The organism is Cytobacillus sp. Hm23 (assembly GCF_051842895.1).
In the GTDB taxonomy this organism is placed as follows: domain Bacteria; phylum Bacillota; class Bacilli; order Bacillales; family SM2101; genus Nanhaiella.
On sequence record NZ_JBPXRQ010000014.1, the window covers coordinates 108,996 to 131,536 of the forward strand.

General features: G+C 34.9%; 24 protein-coding genes. 16 read left to right on the forward strand and 8 right to left on the reverse strand.

From position 1 onward, the window contains the following. Window positions 1–18: 18 nt before the first annotated feature. Entirely contained in the window at window positions 19–447 is a 429-nt protein-coding gene (locus ACSVDA_RS11450; protein ID WP_485883301.1) for a DUF1885 family protein, read from the reverse strand. A gap of 160 nt (window positions 448–607) precedes the next feature. Here ACSVDA_RS11450 and ACSVDA_RS11455 point away from each other — a divergent pair, with 160 nt between their 5' ends. The 3 genes from ACSVDA_RS11455 to ACSVDA_RS11465 all read left to right on the forward strand — a co-directional run bounded on the left by ACSVDA_RS11455 (window position 608) and on the right by ACSVDA_RS11465 (window position 2,538). Next, on the forward strand, window positions 608–907 hold the full coding sequence (locus tag ACSVDA_RS11455) for a DUF3055 domain-containing protein (RefSeq protein WP_214479994.1): 300 nt from the start codon (window positions 608–610) through the stop codon (window positions 905–907). A gap of 359 nt (window positions 908–1,266) precedes the next feature. After that, the gene (locus ACSVDA_RS11460; RefSeq protein ID WP_320208552.1) at window positions 1,267–1,386 is read left to right on the forward strand and encodes a GapA-binding peptide SR1P; all 120 of its coding nucleotides are present in this window, start codon (window positions 1,267–1,269) and stop codon (window positions 1,384–1,386) included. A gap of 372 nt (window positions 1,387–1,758) precedes the next feature. Continuing rightward, a complete protein-coding gene (locus ACSVDA_RS11465) occupies window positions 1,759–2,538 on the forward strand; it encodes an alpha/beta fold hydrolase (protein ID WP_485883343.1) in 780 nt (259 codons plus the stop codon). 457 nt (window positions 2,539–2,995) lie between these two features. On the opposite strand, the gene ACSVDA_RS11470 is transcribed toward ACSVDA_RS11465, so the two are convergent. Beyond that, complete coding sequence (locus tag ACSVDA_RS11470) at window positions 2,996–4,468, reverse strand: aminotransferase class I/II-fold pyridoxal phosphate-dependent enzyme (protein WP_485883303.1); 1,473 nt, start codon at window positions 4,466–4,468, stop codon at window positions 2,996–2,998. A gap of 829 nt (window positions 4,469–5,297) precedes the next feature. On the opposite strand from ACSVDA_RS11470, the gene ACSVDA_RS11475 reads away from it, so the two are divergent. Further along, window positions 5,298–6,257: an NAD(P)H-dependent flavin oxidoreductase gene (locus ACSVDA_RS11475; protein ID WP_485883305.1), complete on the forward strand. Its 960-nt coding sequence runs from the start codon at window positions 5,298–5,300 to the stop codon at window positions 6,255–6,257. A 37-nt stretch (window positions 6,258–6,294) separates the two neighbouring features. After that, on the forward strand, window positions 6,295–6,567 hold the full coding sequence (locus ACSVDA_RS11480; protein WP_485883307.1) for a UPF0223 family protein: 273 nt from the start codon (window positions 6,295–6,297) through the stop codon (window positions 6,565–6,567). 188 nt (window positions 6,568–6,755) lie between these two features. Here ACSVDA_RS11480 and ACSVDA_RS11485 read toward each other — a convergent pair whose 3' ends face one another. Next, window positions 6,756–7,403 (reverse strand): YktB family protein, encoded by a 648-nt coding sequence (locus tag ACSVDA_RS11485; RefSeq protein WP_485883309.1) that lies wholly within the window; start codon window positions 7,401–7,403, stop codon window positions 6,756–6,758. 211 nt (window positions 7,404–7,614) lie between these two features. Here ACSVDA_RS11485 and ACSVDA_RS11490 point away from each other — a divergent pair, with 211 nt between their 5' ends. Beyond that, on the forward strand, window positions 7,615–7,809 hold the full coding sequence (locus ACSVDA_RS11490) for a hypothetical protein (RefSeq protein ID WP_485883310.1): 195 nt from the start codon (window positions 7,615–7,617) through the stop codon (window positions 7,807–7,809). 284 nt (window positions 7,810–8,093) lie between these two features. Continuing rightward, window positions 8,094–8,894 (forward strand): inositol monophosphatase family protein, encoded by an 801-nt coding sequence (locus tag ACSVDA_RS11495; RefSeq protein ID WP_485883312.1) that lies wholly within the window; start codon window positions 8,094–8,096, stop codon window positions 8,892–8,894. A 221-nt stretch (window positions 8,895–9,115) separates the two neighbouring features. Here ACSVDA_RS11495 and ACSVDA_RS11500 read toward each other — a convergent pair whose 3' ends face one another. Next, window positions 9,116–9,301 carry a YlaF family protein gene (locus tag ACSVDA_RS11500; RefSeq protein ID WP_320208559.1) on the reverse strand — a complete coding sequence of 62 codons (186 nt, stop codon included), beginning with the start codon at window positions 9,299–9,301 and terminating at the stop codon, window positions 9,116–9,118. Between the two features lie 167 nt (window positions 9,302–9,468). On the opposite strand from ACSVDA_RS11500, the gene typA reads away from it, so the two are divergent. From typA to ACSVDA_RS11515, 3 genes are all read left to right on the forward strand, one after another. Further along, complete coding sequence (gene typA, locus ACSVDA_RS11505) at window positions 9,469–11,310, forward strand: translational GTPase TypA (RefSeq protein WP_485883314.1); 1,842 nt, start codon at window positions 9,469–9,471, stop codon at window positions 11,308–11,310. Window positions 11,311–11,560: 250 nt separating this feature from the next. Next, the gene (locus tag ACSVDA_RS11510) at window positions 11,561–11,878 is read left to right on the forward strand and encodes a YlaH-like family protein (protein WP_214483278.1); all 318 of its coding nucleotides are present in this window, start codon (window positions 11,561–11,563) and stop codon (window positions 11,876–11,878) included. 11 nt (window positions 11,879–11,889) lie between these two features. Beyond that, window positions 11,890–12,180, forward strand: coding sequence for a hypothetical protein (locus tag ACSVDA_RS11515; protein ID WP_485883316.1), 291 nt, complete (start codon window positions 11,890–11,892; stop codon window positions 12,178–12,180). A gap of 125 nt (window positions 12,181–12,305) precedes the next feature. On the opposite strand, the gene ACSVDA_RS11520 is transcribed toward ACSVDA_RS11515, so the two are convergent. Then, a complete protein-coding gene (locus ACSVDA_RS11520) occupies window positions 12,306–12,506 on the reverse strand; it encodes a YlaI family protein (protein ID WP_214483197.1) in 201 nt (66 codons plus the stop codon). A 94-nt stretch (window positions 12,507–12,600) separates the two neighbouring features. Between ACSVDA_RS11520 and ACSVDA_RS11525 the strand changes: the two genes are divergently transcribed. Further along, the gene (locus ACSVDA_RS11525; RefSeq protein WP_485883318.1) at window positions 12,601–13,053 is read left to right on the forward strand and encodes a pyridoxamine 5'-phosphate oxidase family protein; all 453 of its coding nucleotides are present in this window, start codon (window positions 12,601–12,603) and stop codon (window positions 13,051–13,053) included. Between the two features lie 126 nt (window positions 13,054–13,179). Here ACSVDA_RS11525 and ACSVDA_RS11530 read toward each other — a convergent pair whose 3' ends face one another. After that, window positions 13,180–13,779, reverse strand: coding sequence for a YhcN/YlaJ family sporulation lipoprotein (locus ACSVDA_RS11530; protein WP_485883320.1), 600 nt, complete (start codon window positions 13,777–13,779; stop codon window positions 13,180–13,182). Between the two features lie 226 nt (window positions 13,780–14,005). Here ACSVDA_RS11530 and ACSVDA_RS11535 point away from each other — a divergent pair, with 226 nt between their 5' ends. Next, entirely contained in the window at window positions 14,006–15,334 is a 1,329-nt protein-coding gene (locus ACSVDA_RS11535; protein ID WP_485883322.1) for a PhoH family protein, read from the forward strand. 193 nt (window positions 15,335–15,527) lie between these two features. On the opposite strand, the gene ACSVDA_RS11540 is transcribed toward ACSVDA_RS11535, so the two are convergent. Then, window positions 15,528–16,007, reverse strand: coding sequence for a peptidyl-prolyl cis-trans isomerase (locus ACSVDA_RS11540; RefSeq protein ID WP_485883324.1), 480 nt, complete (start codon window positions 16,005–16,007; stop codon window positions 15,528–15,530). 151 nt (window positions 16,008–16,158) lie between these two features. On the opposite strand from ACSVDA_RS11540, the gene glsA reads away from it, so the two are divergent. The 4 genes from glsA to pyc all read left to right on the forward strand — a co-directional run bounded on the left by glsA (window position 16,159) and on the right by pyc (window position 22,387). After that, a complete protein-coding gene (glsA, locus tag ACSVDA_RS11545) occupies window positions 16,159–17,088 on the forward strand; it encodes a glutaminase A (RefSeq protein ID WP_485883326.1) in 930 nt (309 codons plus the stop codon). 96 nt (window positions 17,089–17,184) lie between these two features. Beyond that, window positions 17,185–17,466, forward strand: a complete 282-nt coding sequence (locus ACSVDA_RS11550) for an Fpa/YlaN family protein (protein ID WP_214483203.1) — start codon at window positions 17,185–17,187, stop codon at window positions 17,464–17,466. Window positions 17,467–17,628: 162 nt separating this feature from the next. Beyond that, window positions 17,629–18,855, forward strand: a complete 1,227-nt coding sequence (locus tag ACSVDA_RS11555) for an FtsW/RodA/SpoVE family cell cycle protein (RefSeq protein WP_320257083.1) — start codon at window positions 17,629–17,631, stop codon at window positions 18,853–18,855. A gap of 85 nt (window positions 18,856–18,940) precedes the next feature. Beyond that, window positions 18,941–22,387, forward strand: coding sequence for a pyruvate carboxylase (pyc, locus tag ACSVDA_RS11560; RefSeq protein ID WP_485883329.1), 3,447 nt, complete (start codon window positions 18,941–18,943; stop codon window positions 22,385–22,387). Window positions 22,388–22,454: 67 nt separating this feature from the next. On the opposite strand, the gene ACSVDA_RS11565 is transcribed toward pyc, so the two are convergent. Continuing rightward, on the reverse strand, window positions 22,455–22,541 hold an 87-nt coding region (locus ACSVDA_RS11565), incomplete at its 5' end, for an IS3 family transposase (RefSeq protein WP_485883345.1).

Genomic DNA, 22,541 nt, shown 5'->3' on the forward strand with positions numbered 1-22,541 from the left:
ATGAGCATTGTACATATATTAATAATAATAGATCGTTCTGCCATTAAATAGGTGCAATTCACCAGATACCTTTTTAGCTAAAAATTTACTAAATTCATTAGCTTTCCCCTTGTCTCCATGTGTGGATTGCTTTAACAAACTTACTTGTATATATTGTTGTTGGCGTATCTCTTTAGAATCCATGTCTTCAATGCTTTCGTTACCTATACCAACAATGATTGATTTATATTGTTTATGTTCAGACTGTAAGTGGAATAAATCATTGTTGCCATCATTAATCTTTGTTATCCTGTAAGGAAAGGCTGAATCATCATATTTCCAGTCAAGCTGCTTTCCTGTTTTGTTAGTGATCTCTTTATAATATTCAAACAGGTCTTCTACATCATCTAATGTAATATCATGTTTCTTAGATTTTGGCACTAGTTTTATGTATGCATTGTTTGCCATTCTCTTCACTCCCAATTCTGAATATGCACGTTCGATTACATTCTAGCATTCTCATTGAGATGTTGACAACTTCTTGAACAATTAATCCATGAACTTGTCAAAGGTTTAGAATTGATTTATAATAATATTCTGAATATTATTTTGCTGAAGGAGGTTGTTTATGAACCTATTTGAAAAATTATACGATGAGCAGGAGACGGTTAAGGTACGTTTTGTAGGCTTTACAACAACAGAAACGAGATATGATTTTGGCATCATTTACACAAGTATGTTTTTTGGAAAACCGTTAGTCGTATGTATGCAAACTGGGCGTTCAACCCTTCTAGACCCAAAAGATGTTGAGGATCATGACCATTTACACCATGTTTTCCGCCTAGACTCTAAAGATGAAGCAGCAGACCTCGCTGAATTCTTCAAAGTAAACTTACCTGTATCTCCATTCCAATCCCAATATGAATAGTGCAAATTTAAAAGATGACTTTATTGTCATCTTTTTTTCTTTATGTTATGGCTGTTTTCGCATTGATAGTTGTTATTCGTTCTATCATATAAGAACGTAAGCATGTAGCATTCCTTCTCATAAAGCGCTTATTTCAATCCAATCGTAGTCAAAAAAAACCAAAATTTACGAAAAGAGCAAATATTATATTACAGATATTAAAAGCTATAATTATTTTTATGTGACATACTAATTGTGCTTGACTAAATATATGTGACATATTATTATTAAATTAAATAAAAGATAACGCTTTCAATAATTCAATTTTGTGCAGTTGTCGGGGTCGTTTGAGTGGTCATAAAACGAAAGGGGTTTGATGGATGGGAACAATCGTATGTCAGTCGTGTAACAGTACAATTGACCATTATGAGGATGAAAAAGTTACGATACTGTATGGAAAAAGTACTGAGTGTTGTTGCGAAGATCACAAAGAAAACTAAAAAACAAGTATGTTCGGCTATTGGGGAGAGAACATTAAAAAATAACGTTATTGGGGACACAATTCACAGATGAATTGGTGTCTCCTTTTTATTGCTTCATAATAGGTATGCAGTTTTATGAGTTCTCTATATAATTTAGATTGAAGTTACTCCTAAGCAACGATTGAAATTTTAATAAACTTCTATTAATAAGATATCATTTTCTAAAGTAGTTCGCTTAATACGAAGCGAACTTATTTTTTGAAAGAAATTGGAATTTTTATGCTAAAATAAATGTACATTGTGAAATGATTTGCTTAAACTATCGAGGAAGTCTGTTTCACTTATTACAAAAAACAAAAAGAGAAACAAGCATAAAGAGAGGTGGATTTTCTGGATTTACATTATCAAGAGTCTGGGGATAAGAATGCTTCATTAATGGTATTTTTGCACGGTGGTGGAGTAAGCAGTTGGATGTGGGAAAAACAAATTCAATACTTCAGTCATTATCATTGCATTACAATAGATTTACCAGAACAAGGGGGAAGTAATTATACTGAAAGCTTTTCAATTCAATTAAGTGCAGAAAAAATAAATGACTTAATAGAAAAAATAGCAAACGGTAAAAAAGTAATTGTTATTGGTTTCTCATTAGGTGCACAAGTAACTATACAAATGTTGAGTATGAAACCGAATTTGATAAATTATGCGGTCATAAACAGTGCATTAGTAAGACCAAATTCATTTGTTAGAAAAATGATTAGACCGTCTATAAAATTAACTTTTCCATTAGTTAAAAATAAATCTTTTTCAAAACTTCAAGCGAAAACATTGTACGTTGGTAAAGAATACTTTGAAACATATTACAAGGAAAGTTCTGAAATGAAATTAGATACACTTATCAGAATATTAGAAGAAAATATGTCGTTTGAAATTCCTAAAGACTTTAATAAAGCAACCGGAAAAATATTAGTTTCTGTCGGTGAAAAGGAAAAAGCAGTAATGAAAAAATCAGCAACAGATTTAGTATCAAATAATACAAACTGCTTAGGGATCATTATACCTAACGTCGGTCACGGAATATCCTTTTGGAATCCTAATTTCTTTAATCAAATGATTGAAAAGTGGATACAAGAAGGTGCTTTGCCACAAGATATCATAACAATTAAGTAGTTAATGTTTGCTATGCTAACGGGAACCTTAGTACAATCAGCTTGGTAACAATATTACATTAAATAGAGGCTGGGACAAAAATATTTTAACTAAATAGAAGCCGAACAATGGTTGTAGTTCTAGTTACGCCGCTCCTGAAATATACTCCGCTTTCCACGGGAAGCTGGCAAGCCTCCTCGTGCTACGCTCTGCGGGGTCTAGCCGTTGCTTTTCATCCCGCAGGAGTCTACGTATATTTCATCCGCTAAGTTATTACTTTGTTCGGAATTTTAGTTAAACACTTAAGTTATGTCCCAGCCTCTTATTTGTTGTTTTATATGGTCAATAAACTTTCAAAATATTGATAATGGGTTGTTATAAGGATTGGTATTAGCATTTTTCATCTTATCAACCGAACCCATTATTTTTATATACTTGTTTATTTGTATAGTGTATTTGCTAATATTTTTGACTCTGTTTAGCGTATAGCTTTATGCTCTTTAATGACTCTTAATGAATGTAGGTGATTATCTTCAGGCCCTTGAACAGGTAAGCCTGCCTCTAGGTTTTTTATTACGTACTTAAGGTTATCCTTTGTGATTATTTCCCCAGGAATGAAAATTGGAATTCCTGGAGGATATACCATAATAAATTCAGCGCTTATTCTTCCAGCAGACTCCTCAAAAGGAACAATTTCAGTTTCTGCATAAAAAGCATCTCGAGGAGATAGCGCTAATAATGGTATATCGGGTAACAACACCGTAGTTGGATTTGTTGATTTTGCTTGATGGTAAAATTCATCTGCTAAATGGCGTAATGCTCGCAACAATATTTCTGTATCATCTTCAGTATCCCCAGAAGTGATAATACACAAAATATTGTATAGGTCAGATAATTCAACCTCGATATTGTAATGTTTTCTTAGCCAAACTTCGACGTCATGTCCAGTAACACCTAAATTTTTAACAGAAATTATTAATTTGGTAGGGTCATAGTCAAATGTCGCTTTTGTACCTACAATTTCATGTCCGACACAATATAAATGATTAATCTCATTAATAGCCGCCCTTGTTTTTTCTGCAAGTGCGATGGATTTTTCTATTAATTCATGTCCTTTAGTAGCCAACTGTTTCCTAGCAACATCCAAAGAAGCTAGCAATAAATAAGATGTTGACGTAGTTGTAAGCATGCTTAAAATAGCTTGAACACGGTTCACTGAAACGAGCCCAGATTTTATATTCAGTATAGAACTTTGAGTCATTGACCCACCAAGCTTATGAACACTCGTTGCTGCCATATCTGCTCCAGCTTGCATTGCGGATAAAGGTAACTTTTCATGAAAATGAATATGCACTCCATGAGCTTCATCAACTAATACTGGAACTTTGTGTTCATGAGCCACCTCAACAATACCTTGTAAATCTGCAGCCACTCCAAAATATGTTGGATTAATTACAAAGACACCTTTAGCATCAGGGTGTTGTTCCAATGCTTTTGACACAGCATCTACGGTAATGCCGTGAGAGATACCCAAATTCTTATCAATTTCAGGGTGTATAAATATCGGTATGGCTCCTGAAAACACAATTGCTGACATAACTGATTTATGAACATTACGTGGCACGATGATTTTGTCTCCTGGTCCACATACCGACATGATCATAGCCATAATTGCTCCACTAGTACCTTGAACAGAGAAAAATGTGTAATCTGCGTGAAAAGCTTCAGCAGCCAATTGTTGAGCCTGCTTGATCATGCCATTTGGCTGATGCAAGTCGTCAAGTGGTTCAATATTAATTAAGTCAATGGAAAACGCATTATCACCTATAAATGAGCGAAACTCTGGTTCAATACCTTTTCCTTTTTTGTGTCCAGGAATATGGAATTGATGAGGATTTCTTTGTGAATGATCTACTAAACCAGTAAATAATGGTGTTTTATTTTGGGACAACTTTCTATGGCACCTCTTTTAATAAGCTGCTTTCGCATGGGTTGTTGTTTTTCGTACTAATATATAAATATACAACTACAGGTTGTGGCATTCTTTACTTCTTTATAGACTATTACGAATTGAGTTGTTCTGAATATATAGATTAGCAACAAGTTCTACGAAAAGAGCCTTTAATAATAAGTTATTAGTTTTTACATAAAACACAAGAATTATATCACTTTATGAAAGGGTTGCATAGTACTATCAGCATTAGAAAGTTAAAGGTTTTTGTTAACCATCTGAACAAATAATTTTATATTTATTTTCCTGTTTTAGTAATAGTTAAGTTTACATACAATGTTATTTTTCTTGATAGGACACAAAGGCATAAAAAACGCTTAGGCTTGTTTCGAATTAAGTAGGATGTTTTCGCATCAATTGTAGCTTTTCGTGATAGCATCTCAACACGAAAATTAATAACGACCGTAGGATCTTTTCTTCTGTGCAGTGATGACTTACAATGTAAAGCTACTTTATATGAGCCTTACTAAAGGATGTTTTCGCATCAATTGTAGCTTTTCGTAATAGCAACTCAACACGAAAATTATTAACGTTCGTGGCATCTTTTCTTCTGTGCAACGATGACTTACAATGTAAAGCTACTTTTTCTGGTGTTAATTTGATTACAACACAACAAAGTTTACGAAAAAAGCCTTAGTAAAAGAACATTTGTTATTTAATAAGGTCACTTTTCTAATATAATATTATTGCGTAGTTGAGCTACGTTAAAGGATTTTGCCCTATGAAAAGCGAAATAATTATAGTACAGGGATTTATAGGAGGTGTTCATTTGAATTGGGATACCAAGATAACAAAACTATTAGGAATTAAATATCCCATTATTCAAGGGGGGTTAGCTTATTTAGCTTACGCTGACTTAGCAGCTGCTGTAAGTAATGCTGGTGGGTTAGGCCAGATTACAGCGATGTCATTACAAACTCCTGAAGAGTTAAAGAAAGAGATAGATAAGGTTAGAGAACGAACGGATAAACCATTCGGAGTTAATTTTGCCATTGGTCAACACGGAAGAAATTATTCACATATGCTTGATGTGGCAATTAACGAAAAAGTACCTGTTATTTCAATGACTGGTGGAAATCCAACGCCAATATTTGAACAACTAAAAGGTGTAGATGTCAAAAAACTTGTTCTTGTCGCGGCTCGAAGGCAGGCAATTAAAGCGGAGCAATTAGGTGCAGATGCCGTTATGGTAGTTGGACAAGAGGGTGGAGGGCATTTAGGGAAAAATGATACAGGAACGATCGTTTTAATTCCACAAGTAGTTAACGCTGTGTCTATACCAGTTATTGCCTCTGGTGGAATAGGTGATGGTAGGGGATTAATGGCTGCGCTTAGTTTAGGTGCAGAGGGAATAGAGATGGGTACAAGATTTATTGCTACACAAGAATGTATTCATGCTAATCAAGTATATAAGCAGGCTCTCATAGAAGGAACAGAGGATGGGACAACTGTAATAAAACGATCCATAGGGGCGCCAGCACGAGCTATTTCAAACAATTGGACGAAAAAAATTGTTGAGCTTGAGGGGGCAAATGGAGGCTATGATCAATTAAAGGATTTTATAAGTGGGTCTGCAAATAAACGTTATATCTATGAAGGGAACACCGAAGAAGGTTTTGCATGGGCTGGTCAAGTGATGGGTCTAATAAACGATTCTCCCCCAGTAAGTGAACTTGTTGATCGTATTATTATTGAAGCAGAACAAATTCGAAAAACATGGGGAAACTAATATAGGCAAACTAGATTAACATTAAGGGGGAATACCATTGGATTATCAATATCCAATATCGTATGATTGGAACACGAATGAAATTGTTGACGTAGTATGGTTTTTCGAGACAATCGAACATGCCTATGAAAAAGGCATTGAAAAAGAAAAGCTTATGGCAGCGTATCGAGTATTTAAAAAAATTGTACCGAGTAAAGCTGAAGAAAAGAAATTATGTAAAGAATTTGAAGAAATCAGTGGATACTCCTCATACCATACCGTAAAAAAGGCGAAAGAAGCTATTACAAATGATGCCATTATTAAAATGTAAGGCTCATATTGTTAATATTTTTGTTAAATAGAACAGTTAGGTAACTTATAAAAAATTATCACCTTCTATGTAAATATTGCCTGGCCCTATAAATATTTTGCTATGGGGCCAAGCATCAATTGATGTGCTTGGCAAAAAGCCGAAGCTACAAGTTCTCAAGCACACTTCAAACTCTTATTATATCTTCATTATTTTGAAAGAACGGTGGATGATGACGTTGCTAATTCATACAACGGCATAAGCGTTTTAAAAGTGGTGTCAATGATGTTAAGTAACTGTTTCCCATTCAAGTTTATCACATCATCTTTGTCAATATGAACTCCGCATAATATTTCTGCCTTTTTGATCGATTGTAGCCTGTTAAACATATGTAATATTTGCTCATCATTTAAATTTTCTTGTGCTGTGGCAGTAGGTTTTGTATGATCTGTTGACCAAACAAAGTTGTTTGGAATTTGCTTTTTAAGCTCATGATATTGTTCTGCAAGTGTTATTCCTAAGTTCTCCTTATATGGGTACTCATAGATAACTGCAAATATGATAAATAAATGACTCCCCCACAGGCCAACTTGGAAGTGTGGTAGCATTTTATATCCTCTAGCATTACTTGAAAAAGCTACCCAAGTATCATTAGGTGGGTTTTTAGTTCGACGAGCATGTTTGGCTACATGAAAAAACATATCATTCCCAGTTAGCGTTGTAAGAGAAGAGACAAAATGGGTGCCGATAAATTCAAATTTTGGTCTAATTAATTGCTTTATCGCTGTCATTCGATCATCTAATTCAGGAATCATAAAAGTGTCAAAATCATCTGCTGAAAAGCCTTGAAAATTCATAATTACACTCCTTACAAAATATCTTCATTCAAGAATTTATAACAAATCTTATTTTACCATAAATCTTGTATACAAATTCTATCTAACATAATAGGTCTACACACATTTTTGTTCCATAGACATCTACATCAACATAAAGATATAACAACAAATTCAAATACCATCATTCTGAAGTGGGTACTAACAGTATAAACCGAGGGGGTGCATTTACTTGAAACAAGTAATGAAATCTTTGAAGCGTAGTGATAATGAACAGCGGTTAGCGGTTTTACGGTTGGAATTAGATTATGAGTTGTCGACACTTTATGAAGCCATTGTGGAAAAAAATGTACCTAAGAAAAATGAGTGTTTAAAGCGATTAGAACAAATACGAGAAGAATTATTGTCATTAGGATGGTTTAAATAAAGGCTCTATTGTAAATTTAGTGTATATTTTTTGACCAAATAAGTAGGGTATTAAACAGCTTTCCTTGTTTTATAGAAGAAAAGGGGCTATGTTTACACGCTTTAGACGAGTTAATTCTTAGCTGGAGCAACTACAATCATGTATAAAACAGCTATAGAAAAACACCAATTAGTAAAACGATTGGTGTTTTTCTTGTATAGTTTAAGTAAGGCTTGAATGAAGCTGGTGTTTTCTGTATGCTGAATTGTAAAAGTTATACTAATGAAATAGGGAGGCAGCTCTTAATGAGTAACAATTGGGATGAGATAGATCAAACCGCGAAGAAGTGGATCAAAGAAGCTGGTACTGTTATACGCAATTCGTTTACGAAGCAAGTAGGTATACATACAAAATCAAATCCTAATGATTTAGTGACTGATATTGATCGAGAAATAGAGCAGTTTTTTATTAAAAAAATAAACAACAAATACTCTACTCATTATGTGTTAGGTGAAGAAGGATTTGGTAATGAAGTTAAAACATTGAATGGTACTGTTTGGATTATTGATCCAATAGACGGGACGATAAATTTCGTGCATCAGCAAAGAAATTTTTGTGTTTCAATAGGCATTTATGAAGATGGCGTAGGTATGATCGGTCTTATTTATGATGTTGTTAGTGATGAGCTTTTTCATGCAAGAAAAGGTCATGGTGCATATATAAATAACATCTTGTTATCACCGTTGAAAGACACGACAATCCATGAAGCAATCATTGGAATCAATGCTACTTGGGTAACAGAAAATTGGCGCATCGATCATGCTATTCTATCTCCCATCGTAAAAGACGCAAGAGGAACGCGTTCTTATGGCTCTGCTGCGCTAGAAATGGCGTATGTTGCTGCTGGAAGGTTAGATGGATACATTACAATGAGGTTGTCACCTTGGGACTTCGCTGCAGGTATTGTAATATTAAATGAGGTAGGTGGAGTTGTAACAACAGTAAAAGGAGAAGAAATTTCATTTCTAGAAGAAAATAGTATATTTGCAAGTAGTATCAATTTACATCATAGAATTTTGCATAAGTATAAACTGAATGAGGGTTAAATCTAACCTTCGAGTACGAGGACTGTACATTGGGTCTTATTAATACGTTTGTAAATTCTTGATATTAGTTTGACGCCATTGTTAATTGAACGTTCACATATTCAATCATATAGCCATATTTCCATTCCACCCGTTTCGATACTAGGCGTATGGGTGGAATGGATTTACTTCCAGTTTGTTTAAAGTTTGTCAAAACCGATAGTAGGAGCCTAAGCCTTCCGTTATAACCTTCCTTGCTCACGCATTTTCTTCTTTGTCACAAACCCGAATCCCATTGCTAAAACAAAACTAATACTCGCTGTAATAATACCAATAAGATTTTGTTCAGCAATAAATATTCCGACAGACATGATGCAAATAGTTGCGAGAATAGCGAATAATAACATAGTGAGGTTGAGTTTTTTCATATTTGTTAAAAAACCCCCAATTAAAAGTCTCAAATTGAGCTTAATTAATACTTACACCTTTAGTGTACAGAAAAATATCCATCTTTTCTACTATGAATGTGATATAATAGCCTAGTTGGTTTTTTGTCAAGGTAAAATATGAACATCAAATTTAGGAGTTGAAGACGTTGACTATTCGTCAAGATATACGAAATATAGCGATTATTGCCCATGTTGATCATGGAAAAACGACGCTCGTTGATAAATTATTACAACAAGCAGGTACTTTTCGAGTAAATGAACAAGTTGAAGATCGTGCCATGGATTCAAATGATTTGGAGCGCGAGCGTGGTATAACTATTTTAGCAAAAAATACTGCGATTAATTATAATGATTGTCGAATAAATATATTAGATACACCTGGTCACGCTGATTTTGGTGGAGAAGTTGAACGTATTATGAAAATGGTTGACGGTGTGCTACTAGTTGTAGATGCCTACGAAGGGTGTATGCCACAGACTCGATTCGTTTTGAAAAAAGCACTTGAGCAGAATTTAACACCAATTGTTGTTGTTAATAAAATAGATAGAGATTTCGCACGACCTGAAGAGGTTGTTGACGAAGTGATTGATTTATTCATTGAGCTTGGAGCAAATGAAGAACAGCTTGATTTCCCAGTGGTATATGCTTCAGCGATTAATGGAACTGCAAGTACAAACCCTGAAAAACAAGATGATGATATGAAGGCGTTATTCGAAGGAATTCTTAAATACATTCCTGCCCCAATTGATAATAGTGATGAACCACTTCAATTTCAAGTGGCATTATTAGATTATAATGACTATGTAGGACGTATAGGTATCGGTAGAGTATTTAGAGGTACTATGCAAGTTGGTCAACAAGTATCTCTTATGAAACTCGATGGATCTGTGAAGCAGTTTCGTGTGACAAAGATGTTCGGTTTCTCGGGGTTGAAGCGCATTGAGATTAATGAAGCAAAAGCTGGAGACCTTGTTGCAGTGTCTGGAATGGAGGACATAAATGTAGGTGAAACAGTTTGTCCGTTTGATCATGAAGAGGCGTTACCGGTGTTACGAATTGATGAGCCGACATTACAGATGACATTTCTTGTGAACAATAGCCCTTTTGCAGGAAGAGAAGGTAAGTTTGTAACAGCTAGGAAAATAGAAGAACGATTGCTTGCTGAGTTGCAAACAGATGTAAGTCTCCGTGTAGAAAATACAGAATCACCAGATGCATGGATTATTTCTGGTAGAGGTGAGCTGCACTTATCAATTTTAATTGAAAATATGCGTCGCGAAGGATATGAAATACAAGTGTCGAAACCAGAAGTTATCGTAAGGGAAATCGATGGTGTAAGGTGCGAACCAGTCGAGCGTGTGCAAATCGATGTCCCAGATGAACATACTGGATCGATTATCGAGTCAATTGGCGCTCGTAAAGGTGAAATGCTCGATATGATTAATAATGGAAATGGTCAAGTAAGGTTAGTTTTCATGGTACCAGCTCGAGGTTTAATAGGTTATACTACTGAATTTCTTTCTCTTACTAGAGGATTTGGAATTCTTAACCATTCCTTTGATAGCTATCAACCAATGCAGCAAGGACAAGTTGGTGGAAGACGACAAGGTGTTCTCGTTTCAATGGAAAAAGGCAAAGCGTCATCATATGGTATAATGGGGGTAGAAGATCGCGGCACAATCTTCGTAGAGCCAGGTACAGAAGTATATGAAGGTATGATTGTTGGTGAGCATAATCGTGAGAATGATCTAGTTGTGAATATATGTAAACAAAAACAGATGACTAACGTACGTTCAGCAACAAAAGATCAAACAACAACGATGAAAAAACCACGTATCATGTCACTTGAACAATCTTTAGAGTATTTAAATGATGATGAGTATTGTGAAATCACACCTGAATCTATTCGTTTGCGTAAGAAGCTTTTAAATAAAAATGAGCGAGAGAAAATAGCGAAGAAAAAGAAATATGCTGAAATGAACAGCTAAATATTTAACAGGTTATTCGTTTTTCAATATAGTATGAAATTAGTCTTGTGGCTGGTATAATTGCATTATAAATTGTATCAGTCACTTGGCTTATGTTATGCAATTTTATCGTATGGCTTAATTCCTTGACCCACAAAGTTATTGCCTCCTTAGGCTAAAGAAAAACGTATGTTTAAACTAAGTGATTCTATTCTTGATGGGAAAGGAGGCGATAATGCTTTCTTAATGTAAGGGGGGATTTGAAATGGAAATTGATGTTTCTTCAAGGCTGTCATTTTTTGCATCATTATATCAAGTAGACGACAATCCAGAATTGGGCATGTGGCTATTATACATAACGATTTTTGCATTAAGTATTGTTGTATATAAGCTGGGCTTTGCTAAAAAACTTCCTTTGTTAAAAAATATTGTGATTTATGCTTTTTTAGCATTAGGTTGTACAGTGTTAACTTTTTTCGGGGCATTTTTACCAATGGCAGAAGGATTGTTTTTTGCAGCGGTTATTTTAATTATATATAAAATTAGATTAAATCAAGCAAAAAAGCACAAAGCAAATACTAATTCCTAGGATGTGCAATCATGAAATCATTACAAGATGCCTTGTATAATTGGTTAAGTATTAAAGTCGTTGCAGATTCGAGAAAAAATGATTCTGCTGCTCAAGATACATACGCACTTTTTACAAATATATTAGTGGATGAACATGGACTGTCAATGATTTCTGTTACTAAAGATGAAATCATGTACTATATAAGTTACTCACAAAATGGAAGTGATTTCAAAAATCGATTTCCTATAGAGTTAATTCACGTCATGCTAGATCAAATTGAACTAGAACCTGAGAAGTATATTAATTATCCTAATGAATAAAGAAAAGGTGGCTCATTACTTATGAGTCACCTTTTGTTTATGTAGAGCTGGATGCTGCCCTTATGTATAGCAAAGGATGATCAGTTTTAGTTCATTTCACTCTTACTCCCTGTTCAGTTCTACTTTTACCACTCGTCCTCTGTTTTTTTGTCACGGTATAGGTGGAAATTTCCAGTAGCAAGCCTCATATTTGTTTTTTCTTCTATACGTACATAACATGGGTCACACATATATGTATGAATGGGTCTGTTTCTCAGGCGCTTTGCCTGCATCGAATCATCATCAATTGTATTTATCTGGTCACAAAGTACACATTTCACTTTCATTAAAGCACCTCATTAAATAATAATAATTTATTATAGTTTTATCTTACCACAAAAAAAGGTAAGATTATTGTATATATAACTTTGGAGGTGTTTTATGGCAAATCAAGTTGAACCGAAGCTAATTGAACCTTTGTTTTTGGCATTACAGAAGGAACGTTTCGTGACTATTGCGACAGTAGATCATGAAAGTGGAGGCCCTATTGTAAGCGCTATTTCATGGGTTTTTGCTCCAGATGAACAACGCATTTATTTCGCGGTAGATAATAGGTCAAGAATGTTGGAAAATATGAGCCAAAATTCACTCGTTGTTATGAATGTTATTGCCAATGAATCAACGTATGCTATTACAGGGCATGCTTCTGTTAAAAAAAATAAAATAGAAGGTATACCACTAAAGCTTGCACAAGTAGAAATACAAATTTCTGAAGTTCGGGATGTTATGTTCTATGGTTCAAAAATTACTAAGGAACCTAAGTATGAAAAAACCTATGATGAAAAAGCAGCTGCGAAACTAGATAAACAAGTAATGGATGCTTTGAAAAAGTAGGACTAATTATATATGGCCATTTGAGTTGGACACGATTTAGCTAACTCAACAGTAGAGTGGACGGCAGGGAAGCAAAGTAGACAGGGGAGGGAACACTCGACCGCCCCCTGCTTTTTTGCTTAATTTTTAGCCTTGTTGTTCTTCAGACTCCTCTATTTGTTCCTTTTCCAGTTCCTGTTTGTCTTTGTCGTTAAGTTCTCTATTTGGTTTTTTTGTTGGATCTATTTTTCTATTTGTTTCGATAAGGTCGTTGGGAACTTCAGGCATGACTCTATTAACGATTGCAGATAGTTCATCCATAATTCCTTTAATAGGGTGGCCATTCCTTATATCTGCTGCCATTTGTTTTAACCTAACATTCGTATCTGGATCTGCTATCACAATGGCATTTGCACCGTATGGGTCTTTTTTTAAGCTTTCAGCGACTGAGTACTTAATCGTACTTACTTTGGACCTATCTAATTGTGAATTGACATCGATTCCTACAACAGCGAATTCACCTAATACAACAGCTGTTGCATCATTAACATTAGGTATGCTACTAGCTAAATCCACTAAATGTTTAGCCGCTTCCTGCCCATTTTTTATTTCCTTCGTTTCGTTTGTTGTATTTTTAACATTTATCATTTCAGGTGAATTCTTATTATCATTTGTTTGTTGATTTATGGTACAGCCTATTAATGTGAATAATGCGATAACAATAGTTATGAGTAATTTTCTTGTCATCGTTATCACTCCTTAGTTTTGAATTTGAATAGCAGATATATTCTTTATGATAAACAATTTGATTTTATTGTTTATTTAACCTTCTATCTTTATACGTCCAGACATATATTTTATCAAGCCGTCTAATAGTTTAACACGATATTGAAGGTACTCTTTGAACACATACAATAAGAGGTTCTGATGTATCTGATAGAACTGAATTATATCCATACAGGGAGGCGGAGGGTTGGATAAGATCTACGTGTTAGATACAAATGTTTTACTTCAAGACCCACATTCAATTTTTTCATTTGGAAATAATGAAGTTGTCATCCCAGCAGTTGTTTTAGAAGAAGTTGATTCAAAAAAACGCTATATGGATGAAGTTGGGAGAAATGCAAGACAAGTATCTAAGTTAGTGGATAGCTTTCGATTAAGTGGGAAACTACATGAAAAGATTTTATTAGAGAATGGTGGTGTTCTTAGAATTGAATTGAATCACCGTTCTTTTCAGCAACTACAAGATATTTTCGTAGAAAAAACAAATGATAATCGCATATTGGCAGTTGCCAAAAATTTGTCAATTGAGGAACAAAACAAAGAAAATGGCAGGTTAGTCATCCTAGTTAGTAAAGATGCTTTAGTAAGAGTAAAAGCGGATGTATTGGGGTTAAATGCGGAAGACTTTTTAAGTGATAGAGTAGTTGATATCGGTCATATTTACTCAGGTTTTACTGATTTATTTGCAAGCACCGAGGATTTTCAACAGTTTTATAATAAAGGTGATCTAACATTAGCTGAATATAGTAGTAATCAATTCTACCCAAACCAATTTATTATTATGAAGGACTCATCTGGTGGATCAGCATCTGCAGTTGGGATGGTTAATGAGAAAGAGCAAAAAATTAGCAAAATGGTATTTTTACAAGAACATGTCTGGGGGATTAAGCCTCGTAATGTTCAGCAAATGATGGCTTTAGAATTATTGCTAAGAGAAGATATATCACTGGTTACATTAATTGGAAAAGCGGGGACAGGTAAGACGTTACTTACGTTAGCAGCGGGACTTTTACAAACAGAGGATTTATGTATATATAAAAAATTATTAGTTGCAAGACCAATTGTACCTGTTGGCAAAGATATTGGTTTTCTACCTGGGGAAAAACAAGAAAAACTGCGACCGTGGATGCAGCCGATATATGATAATTTAGAATACTTATTTAATACAAAGAAACCGGGTGAATTAGATGCGATTCTTGCTGGGTTAGGATCAATTGAAGTAGAAGCACTAACGTATATCCGTGGAAGAAGTATACCAGAACAGTTCATCATTATTGATGAAGCACAAAATTTAACGAAGCATGAAATTAAAACAATTTTAACAAGAGTTGGAGAAGGAAGTAAGATTGTACTTATGGGCGATCCTGAGCAAATAGATCATCCTTATTTGGATGAATACAATAATGGCTTAACTTATGTCGTAGAAAAGTTTAAAAATGAAAGAATTGCAGGACATGTGAAACTTATAAAAGGAGAACGTTCAAAAATAGCGCAATTAGCAGCTGATATATTATGAAGGAGCACCATCTTATTAAGATGGTGCTCCAATTGTTTTTAGAAATCATTTAGCCACTTTTTCTTTTGCGTTACGTGCATTTTTACATGCTACCTTGTTGAAGATATATATGATTGTCATCGTTATACAACAGGAAAACTGCTACGGATTCAATGTAAGACCTTGCGCTTCTCAATAAATGTAGGAAACAGTCTTATTTAACAATGAACTTTCTTATATGTGTGATCGGCCTTTCCTTGTTAGACCCATCAGCAAAATATATATGTATTGGCCCATTATCTTTTAAAGGCTCTCCGTTGTTGGAAAAAGCTAAAATAGCATCCTCAGCTTGTGAGAGTGAGATTGTAATGGTTTCTGTGTGAGTAACTATATCTAACGATGTAGCATTTTGTAGCGGCTCAGCATTTTCTAAAAAATGTTTAAGTAAAATACCGAATGAACCAGTTAAAACTCTTTCCTTATCATATTTTTTTTCCGTTTGTAATGTTGGTGGTGAAATCGCCCCTTCGCGGATTTCACGGTCCCATTGTTTTGAGACATTTGTTACATTACCTTCAGACTTAACTGTCTCTTTATTTGGAGTAAAGAATGATTTTAAATCTATTCGTCTGTCATCAAATATCCATACTGCAGGATCAAGTGTGATATTAAATGCTACATTGCCTTCTATCATTACAATTGATGTCACTAGAATCAACCTTTCTACTTATTTCATTAGCAAAAGTATAGCGTGTTTTTAAATAATTGTCATCAATACATCATGAAACGTTCAGACCTGGACAAGATAAAGATACACTAACAGTGAGAAACTAAGGAGAGATATTATGGCTTGTAAATCCGCTAGTGAATTAGAGCGAACTGTTAATGCAGCTAGAGAATGTATACAGTATGGTAATGTGGCATCATACATACCCGCATTAGCTAAAGCTAATAAAGAAGATTTAGCTATAGCTCTATATTATCCTGATGGTACGTGCAATTCTGCTGGAGATGTGAATAAAAGGTTTACTTTGCAAAGTATATCAAAGGTAATTAGTTTAGCTTTAGCCTTAATGGAGCATGGAGAAAACTATGTTTTTTCTAAAGTGGGGATGGAGCCAACTGGTGATCCCTTTCATTCAATTGCTAAGCTAGAAACAACAGTTCCTTCCAAGCCTTTAAATCCAATGATTAATGCAGGTGCTTTAGCCGTAACGAACATGATTAGCGGTAACACAGCAAGTGAACAAATTAATAATTTTATATTATTTGTCCGTAAGCTTACAGGTGATGATCATATCTCCTTTTCGTCTGAGGTTGCGGATTCAGAGTTTCATACAGCATATCTTAATCGGTCTTTAGGTTACTATATGAAAGAACATGGGATCATTAATGGAGATATTGAACAGTTATTGGATGTATACACGAAACAATGTGCAATAAATATTAATTGTACGGAATTAGCGAAAATAGCATTAGTTTTTGCGTTTGATGGCACCAATCCATGCACAGGAGAAAGAATCATTCCTGCACGTATAGCGAGAATATGTAAAACTTTTATGGTTACATGTGGAATGTATAATGCATCTGGAGAGTTTGCAATCAAAATAGGCTTACCTGCGAAGAGTGGGGTTTCTGGAGGAATTCTTGCAGTGTTACCGAATAAATTTGGAATTGGCATCTATGGACCATCTTTAGATGATAAAGGTAATAGCATTGCTGGACTAAAGATGCTAGAAATACTTTCCTCAACATTCAAGTTAAGTATATTTTAGTATTGAAAAATCGCTTTTTTCTTGCTTTTTTCCTTTTTTCACGGTAATATTTATAGATAGGATTGGGGTAGTCGCTCGTGAACGGAGGGATTAATTTTGACGGCTGAAATTGCAACAAATGAACGTGAAAAAGCATACAGTCTCTTAAAAGCTGATGCTGCAAAAATACTGAAGTTAATAAAAGTTCAAATGGATAACTTAACGATGCCGCAGTGTCCATTATATGAAGAAGTACTAGATACGCAAATGTTTGGCTTATCTAGAGAAATAGATTTTGCAGTAAGGTTAAGGCTTATAGAAGAACAACAGGGTAAAGAGTTACTGGATGAATTAGAGAAGGAGCTTTCTTCCCTACATGAAGCATCGACGAAAAAATAATATGCATTAACTCAAACTATGAAGATGGTTTGAGTTTTTTTATAAACATTACATATCTTAGAATATTCAGTTTTTAACAAAACGTCAAAGGTTTTTCGTAGTTTAATGGAGAATAATATTTATAAAAGTTTTTGTATTAATATGTAGTTAGGAAGAGGATATATGATAAAAAAAATGTTCAAATCATATGATTATTCAATTGTAGTTGCTGTATTGCTATTGAGTGTCTTTGGATTATTGATGATATATAGTTCCAGTACTGTTATATCGGTAACAAGGTATGATGAATATACAGGTGGGCAAAGTGACTTTTTTTTTCAGCAACAAAAAAAATGGCTAATAATTGGTTTTATAGCATTTCTATCGACCATGATCTTTCCGTATAAAGCGTATGCATCAAAAAAGATTCTTCAAGGCATTGTGTTAGGTATTATTGCCTTGTTAATATTTGTATTCTTTTTAGGTCACACAGCTGGTAATGCCCAAAGTTGGTTAAAGTTAGGTATTATTCGATTACAACCATCAGAGTTTGCTAAGATGGCTGTCATTATATATTTAGCTGCTGCATATTCAAAAAAGCAATCATACATAAATCAATTTGATAGGGCAGTTTTGCCACCAATAATTTTTGTGGGATTTATTTGTATTTTGGTTGTTCTACAGCCTGATATTGGGACAGCTACTATCATTGCAATGATTGCGACCACAATAATTATGTCATCGGGTATGGGGATAAAAAATTTAATTAAACTAGGTATGTTAGCTCTTGCTGGCTTAATTTTAATTACACCTATATTCGTTATTTTCTCGAATCAGATTTTTACAGAAAAAAGGCTGGGGCGACTTTATGGTTATTTAGATCCGTTTGCAAATGAGGATATAGTTGGTGGTGGCTACCAGCTAGTTAATTCGTACATAGCTATAGGGTTAGGAGGTTTAAACGGTTTAGGACTTGGAGAAAGTATTCAGAAGTTTGGTTATTTACCGGAATCTCATACAGACTTTATTATGGCTATTATCGCAGAAGAGTTAGGATTGTTTGGAGTTACCTTTGTGTTATTTTTATTATTGTTTATTATCCTAAAGGGATTTCTTATTGCTCGAAAAAGCAACGATCCATTTGGCAGTTTACTTGCTATTGGCATTTCGTCAATGATAGGTATTCAAACCTTCATTAACTTAGGTGGTGTAACCGGCTTAATTCCGATTACAGGTGTTCCACTACCTTTTATTAGTTACGGTGGGTCATCATTTTTATTATTAATGATTTCAATGGGAATTCTAGTTAATATATCGATGTTTGTTAATCGTCAATTGGATAAATCACAAGAAATGAATGAGCAACCAATTAAGCACCAACAAACTTTCCGAAAACCAATTTCATATTAAATCCATCGTATGTCACAATATGTGCTAACACTGTTGCACTATTTTTTCATAACTTATTATACTTACACAGTCAAGGGGGAAAACAATGAAAACAAATCGTCGCATCAAGAAACTACTAGTAGCAAATCGTGGAGAAATTGCGATCCGAGTATTTAGAGCTTGTACAGAACTTAACATTCGTACTGTAGCGATTTATTCAAAGGAAGATACTGGATCTTTTCATCGATATAAAGCAGATGAAGCTTATCTTGTAGGTGAAGGAAAAAAACCAATTGACGCATATCTGGATATCGAAAACATTATTGAAATTGCAAAAACTAACAATATTGACGCAATTCACCCTGGATATGGATTTTTGTCTGAGAACATTAATTTTGCTAGGCGATGTGAGGAAGAAGGGATTATATTTGTCGGGCCTCAATCTAAGCACTTAGATATGTTTGGAGACAAGGTAAAAGCAAGAGATCAAGCTGTTTTAGCTGATATTCCTGTTATCCCAGGTAGTGATGGTCCAGTTAATAGTGTTGAAGATGTGGAGTTATTTGGTAAAACCCATGGTTATCCAATTATCATTAAGGCTTCCTTAGGTGGTGGTGGACGTGGGATGAGAATTGTTCGCAGTGAAGCAGGAGTCAAAGAATCTTACGACCGTGCGAAATCTGAAGCGAAGGCTGCCTTTGGTAATGATGAAGTATACGTCGAAAAATTGATAGAACTTCCAAAGCATATTGAAGTACAAATACTAGGGGATCATGAGGGTAATATTGTTCATTTGTTCGAACGAGATTGTTCTGTACAGCGTCGTCATCAAAAGGTTGTAGAAATTGCACCAAGTATTAGTTTGTCAGAAAAGCTAAGAGATGATATTTGTCAGGCCGCTGTAAAACTAATGAAGAATGTTGATTATATAAATGCTGGTACAGTTGAATTTCTAGTATCGGGAGGAGAGTTCTATTTTATTGAAGTCAACCCTAGAGTGCAGGTGGAGCATACAATAACTGAGATGATTACAGGTATTGATATTGTACAATCTCAAATTCTTATAGCTGAGGGACAAGGGCTTCATAGTGATAAAGTAGGGATTCCTAGTCAAGAGCAAATTATTACTCATGGCTTTGCAATCCAATCTCGTGTTACGACGGAAGATCCATTGAATAACTTCATGCCAGACACAGGTAAGATTATGGCATATCGATCTGGCGGAGGGTTTGGAGTACGCTTAGATGCGGGTAATGGATTTCAAGGAGCGGTTATTACGCCCCATTACGATTCACTCTTAGTCAAGCTATCAACTTGGGCTTTAACTTTTGAACAAGCTGCTGCAAAAATGGTTCGAAATTTAAGAGAATTTCGAATACGTGGTATTAAAACAAATATACCGTTTTTGGAAAACGTAGTTAAACACCAAAAATTCCTGACAGGTGAATATGACACTTCATTTATAGATACGTCACCAGAATTATTTGTATTTCCGAAGCGAAAAGATAGAGGAACTAAAATGCTTTCATATATTGGAACGGTGACTGTCAATGGTTTCCCAGGAGTAGAAAAAAGAAAGAAGCCAGTATTTGATAAACCTCTAATTCCTAAATTAAAGAGCTCAGAACAAATGCCATCAGGTACAAAGCAAATTCTTAATGATTTTGGTGCTGACGGACTTGTTCATTGGATTCAAGAGCAAAAGCAAGTGTTGCTCACAGATACGACTTTCCGTGATGCTCATCAATCTTTATTAGCAACAAGATTCCGTACAAATGATTTAAAGCAAATTGCCGAACCAACAGCTCGCTTAATTCCTGATTTATTTTCAATGGAGATGTGGGGAGGAGCGACATTCGATGTGGCGTATCGGTTCTTGAAAGAAGATCCGTGGGAACGTTTATTAACATTAAGAGAAAAAGTACCGAATGTATTATTTCAGATGCTACTCCGAGCATCAAATGCAGTTGGTTATAAAAATTATCCAGATAATGTAATTCGTGAATTCGTTGAGAAATCATCTCATGCAGGAATTGATGTTTTTAGAATATTTGATAGTCTAAACTGGGTAGAAGGAATGAGGCTTGCTATAGACTCAGTTCGTCAAAACGGTAAGATCGCTGAAGCAGCAATTTGCTATACAGGTGATATTACTGATCCAACTCGTACGAAGTATGATTTAACATATTACAAAAATCTTGCTAAAGAGTTAGAGCAATCAGGTGCACATATATTAGGCATTAAAGATATGGCAGGTTTGTTAAAACCTCAGGCAGCCTATGAACTAATTTCATCCCTGAAAGAAACAATTGATATTCCTATCCATTTACATACGCATGATACGAGTGGTAATGGAATTTTGATGTATTCAAAAGCAATAGATGCAGGGGTTGACATTGTAGATGTAGCTATGGGCTCAATGGCAGGGTTAACGAGTCAACCTAGTGCAAGTACGCTATGTTATGCATTAGAAGGGTCCGACAGAATGCCAACAGCAGACATCAATGGTTTAGAGCAATTATCTCAATATTGGGAAGGTGTCAGAAGTTATTACCAAGATTTTGAAAGCGGAATGAAAGCTCCACATTCAGAAGTATATGTTCATGAAATGCCAGGTGGTCAATATAGTAATTTACAACAACAAGCTAAAGCTGTGGGACTTGGAGAAAGATGGGAAGAAGTCAAACGTATGTATCGAAGAGTAAATGATATGTTTGGTGATATTGTTAAAGTTACCCCATCATCTAAAGTTGTTGGTGATATGGCGCTGTATATGGTGCAAAATAACTTATCTGAAGAGGATGTATATGAACGAGGAGAAACGTTAGATTTCCCTGATTCTGTAGTTGAGTTGTTTTCCGGGTCATTAGGTCAGCCTTATGGTGGATTTCCGAAAGAATTACAACGCCTAATTCTAAAAGGACGTGAGCCAATAACTGATAGACCGGGTGAACATATTGAGTCAGTTGATTTTTTTGCGATAAAAGAACAGCTGTTTCATACATTAAATAGGCAAGTAACTGATTTTGATGCCATCGCATATGCATTATATCCAAAAGTGTTTATGGATTACATTAAAACAGGCGAACAGTTTGGCAATGTCTCAAAACTAGATACTCCAACATTTTTATATGGTATGCGACTTGGAGAAGAAATTGAAGTAGAGATAGAACAAGGTAAAACTTTAATTGTCAAATTAGTTTCCATCGGACAGCCACAAGCTGACGGAACTCGTGTCGTTTATTTCGAGTTAAATGGTCAACCACGTGAGGTAATTATCAAAGATGAAAATGTAAAATCTACGGTGGCTACTAAATCAAAAATGGATAAAAACAATCCGAATCACCTCGGAGCCTCCATGCCTGGTACTGTTTTAAAAGTGTTAGTTGAAAAAGGGGAGAAAGTCAATAAAGGAGACCATTTATTGATTACTGAAGCTATGAAGATGGAAACAACTGTACAAGCGCCGTTTGCTGGTACAGTAACGGCTATACATGTTTCATCGGGTGAAGCAATTCAAACAGAAGATTTATTAATTGAACTATCACAATAGTTATGTAATATTAACATAAAAAAAGGTCTGACTTTTGATCTGAACCCAAAAAGTTAGACACAGATATTTAGGCAGCTACTAGTGCATGATTTCGGTATTGAATCGGACTCATGCCTTTTAGTTTTGCCTTAATCCGTTTGTGATTATAGTAATA

Coding starts and splice junctions, on each gene's coding strand:
- ACSVDA_RS11450 (WP_485883301.1), bottom strand. CDS start 447: ATGGCAAACAATGCATACATAAAACTAGTGCCAAAATCTAAGAAACAT.
- ACSVDA_RS11455 (WP_214479994.1), top strand. CDS start 608: ATGAACCTATTTGAAAAATTATACGATGAGCAGGAGACGGTTAAGGTA.
- ACSVDA_RS11460 (WP_320208552.1), top strand. CDS start 1,267: ATGGGAACAATCGTATGTCAGTCGTGTAACAGTACAATTGACCATTAT.
- ACSVDA_RS11485 (WP_485883309.1), bottom strand. CDS start 7,403: ATGAATTTTCAAGGCTTTTCAGCAGATGATTTTGACACTTTTATGATT.
- ACSVDA_RS11495 (WP_485883312.1), top strand. CDS start 8,094: ATGAGTAACAATTGGGATGAGATAGATCAAACCGCGAAGAAGTGGATC.
- ACSVDA_RS11500 (WP_320208559.1), bottom strand. CDS start 9,301: ATGAAAAAACTCAACCTCACTATGTTATTATTCGCTATTCTCGCAACT.
- ACSVDA_RS11515 (WP_485883316.1), top strand. CDS start 11,890: ATGAAATCATTACAAGATGCCTTGTATAATTGGTTAAGTATTAAAGTC.
- ACSVDA_RS11520 (WP_214483197.1), bottom strand. CDS start 12,506: ATGAAAGTGAAATGTGTACTTTGTGACCAGATAAATACAATTGATGAT.
- ACSVDA_RS11525 (WP_485883318.1), top strand. CDS start 12,601: ATGGCAAATCAAGTTGAACCGAAGCTAATTGAACCTTTGTTTTTGGCA.
- ACSVDA_RS11530 (WP_485883320.1), bottom strand. CDS start 13,779: ATGACAAGAAAATTACTCATAACTATTGTTATCGCATTATTCACATTA.
- ACSVDA_RS11540 (WP_485883324.1), bottom strand. CDS start 16,007: ATGATAGAAGGCAATGTAGCATTTAATATCACACTTGATCCTGCAGTA.
- glsA (WP_485883326.1), top strand. CDS start 16,159: ATGGCTTGTAAATCCGCTAGTGAATTAGAGCGAACTGTTAATGCAGCT.
- ACSVDA_RS11555 (WP_320257083.1), top strand. CDS start 17,629: ATGATAAAAAAAATGTTCAAATCATATGATTATTCAATTGTAGTTGCT.
- pyc (WP_485883329.1), top strand. CDS start 18,941: ATGAAAACAAATCGTCGCATCAAGAAACTACTAGTAGCAAATCGTGGA.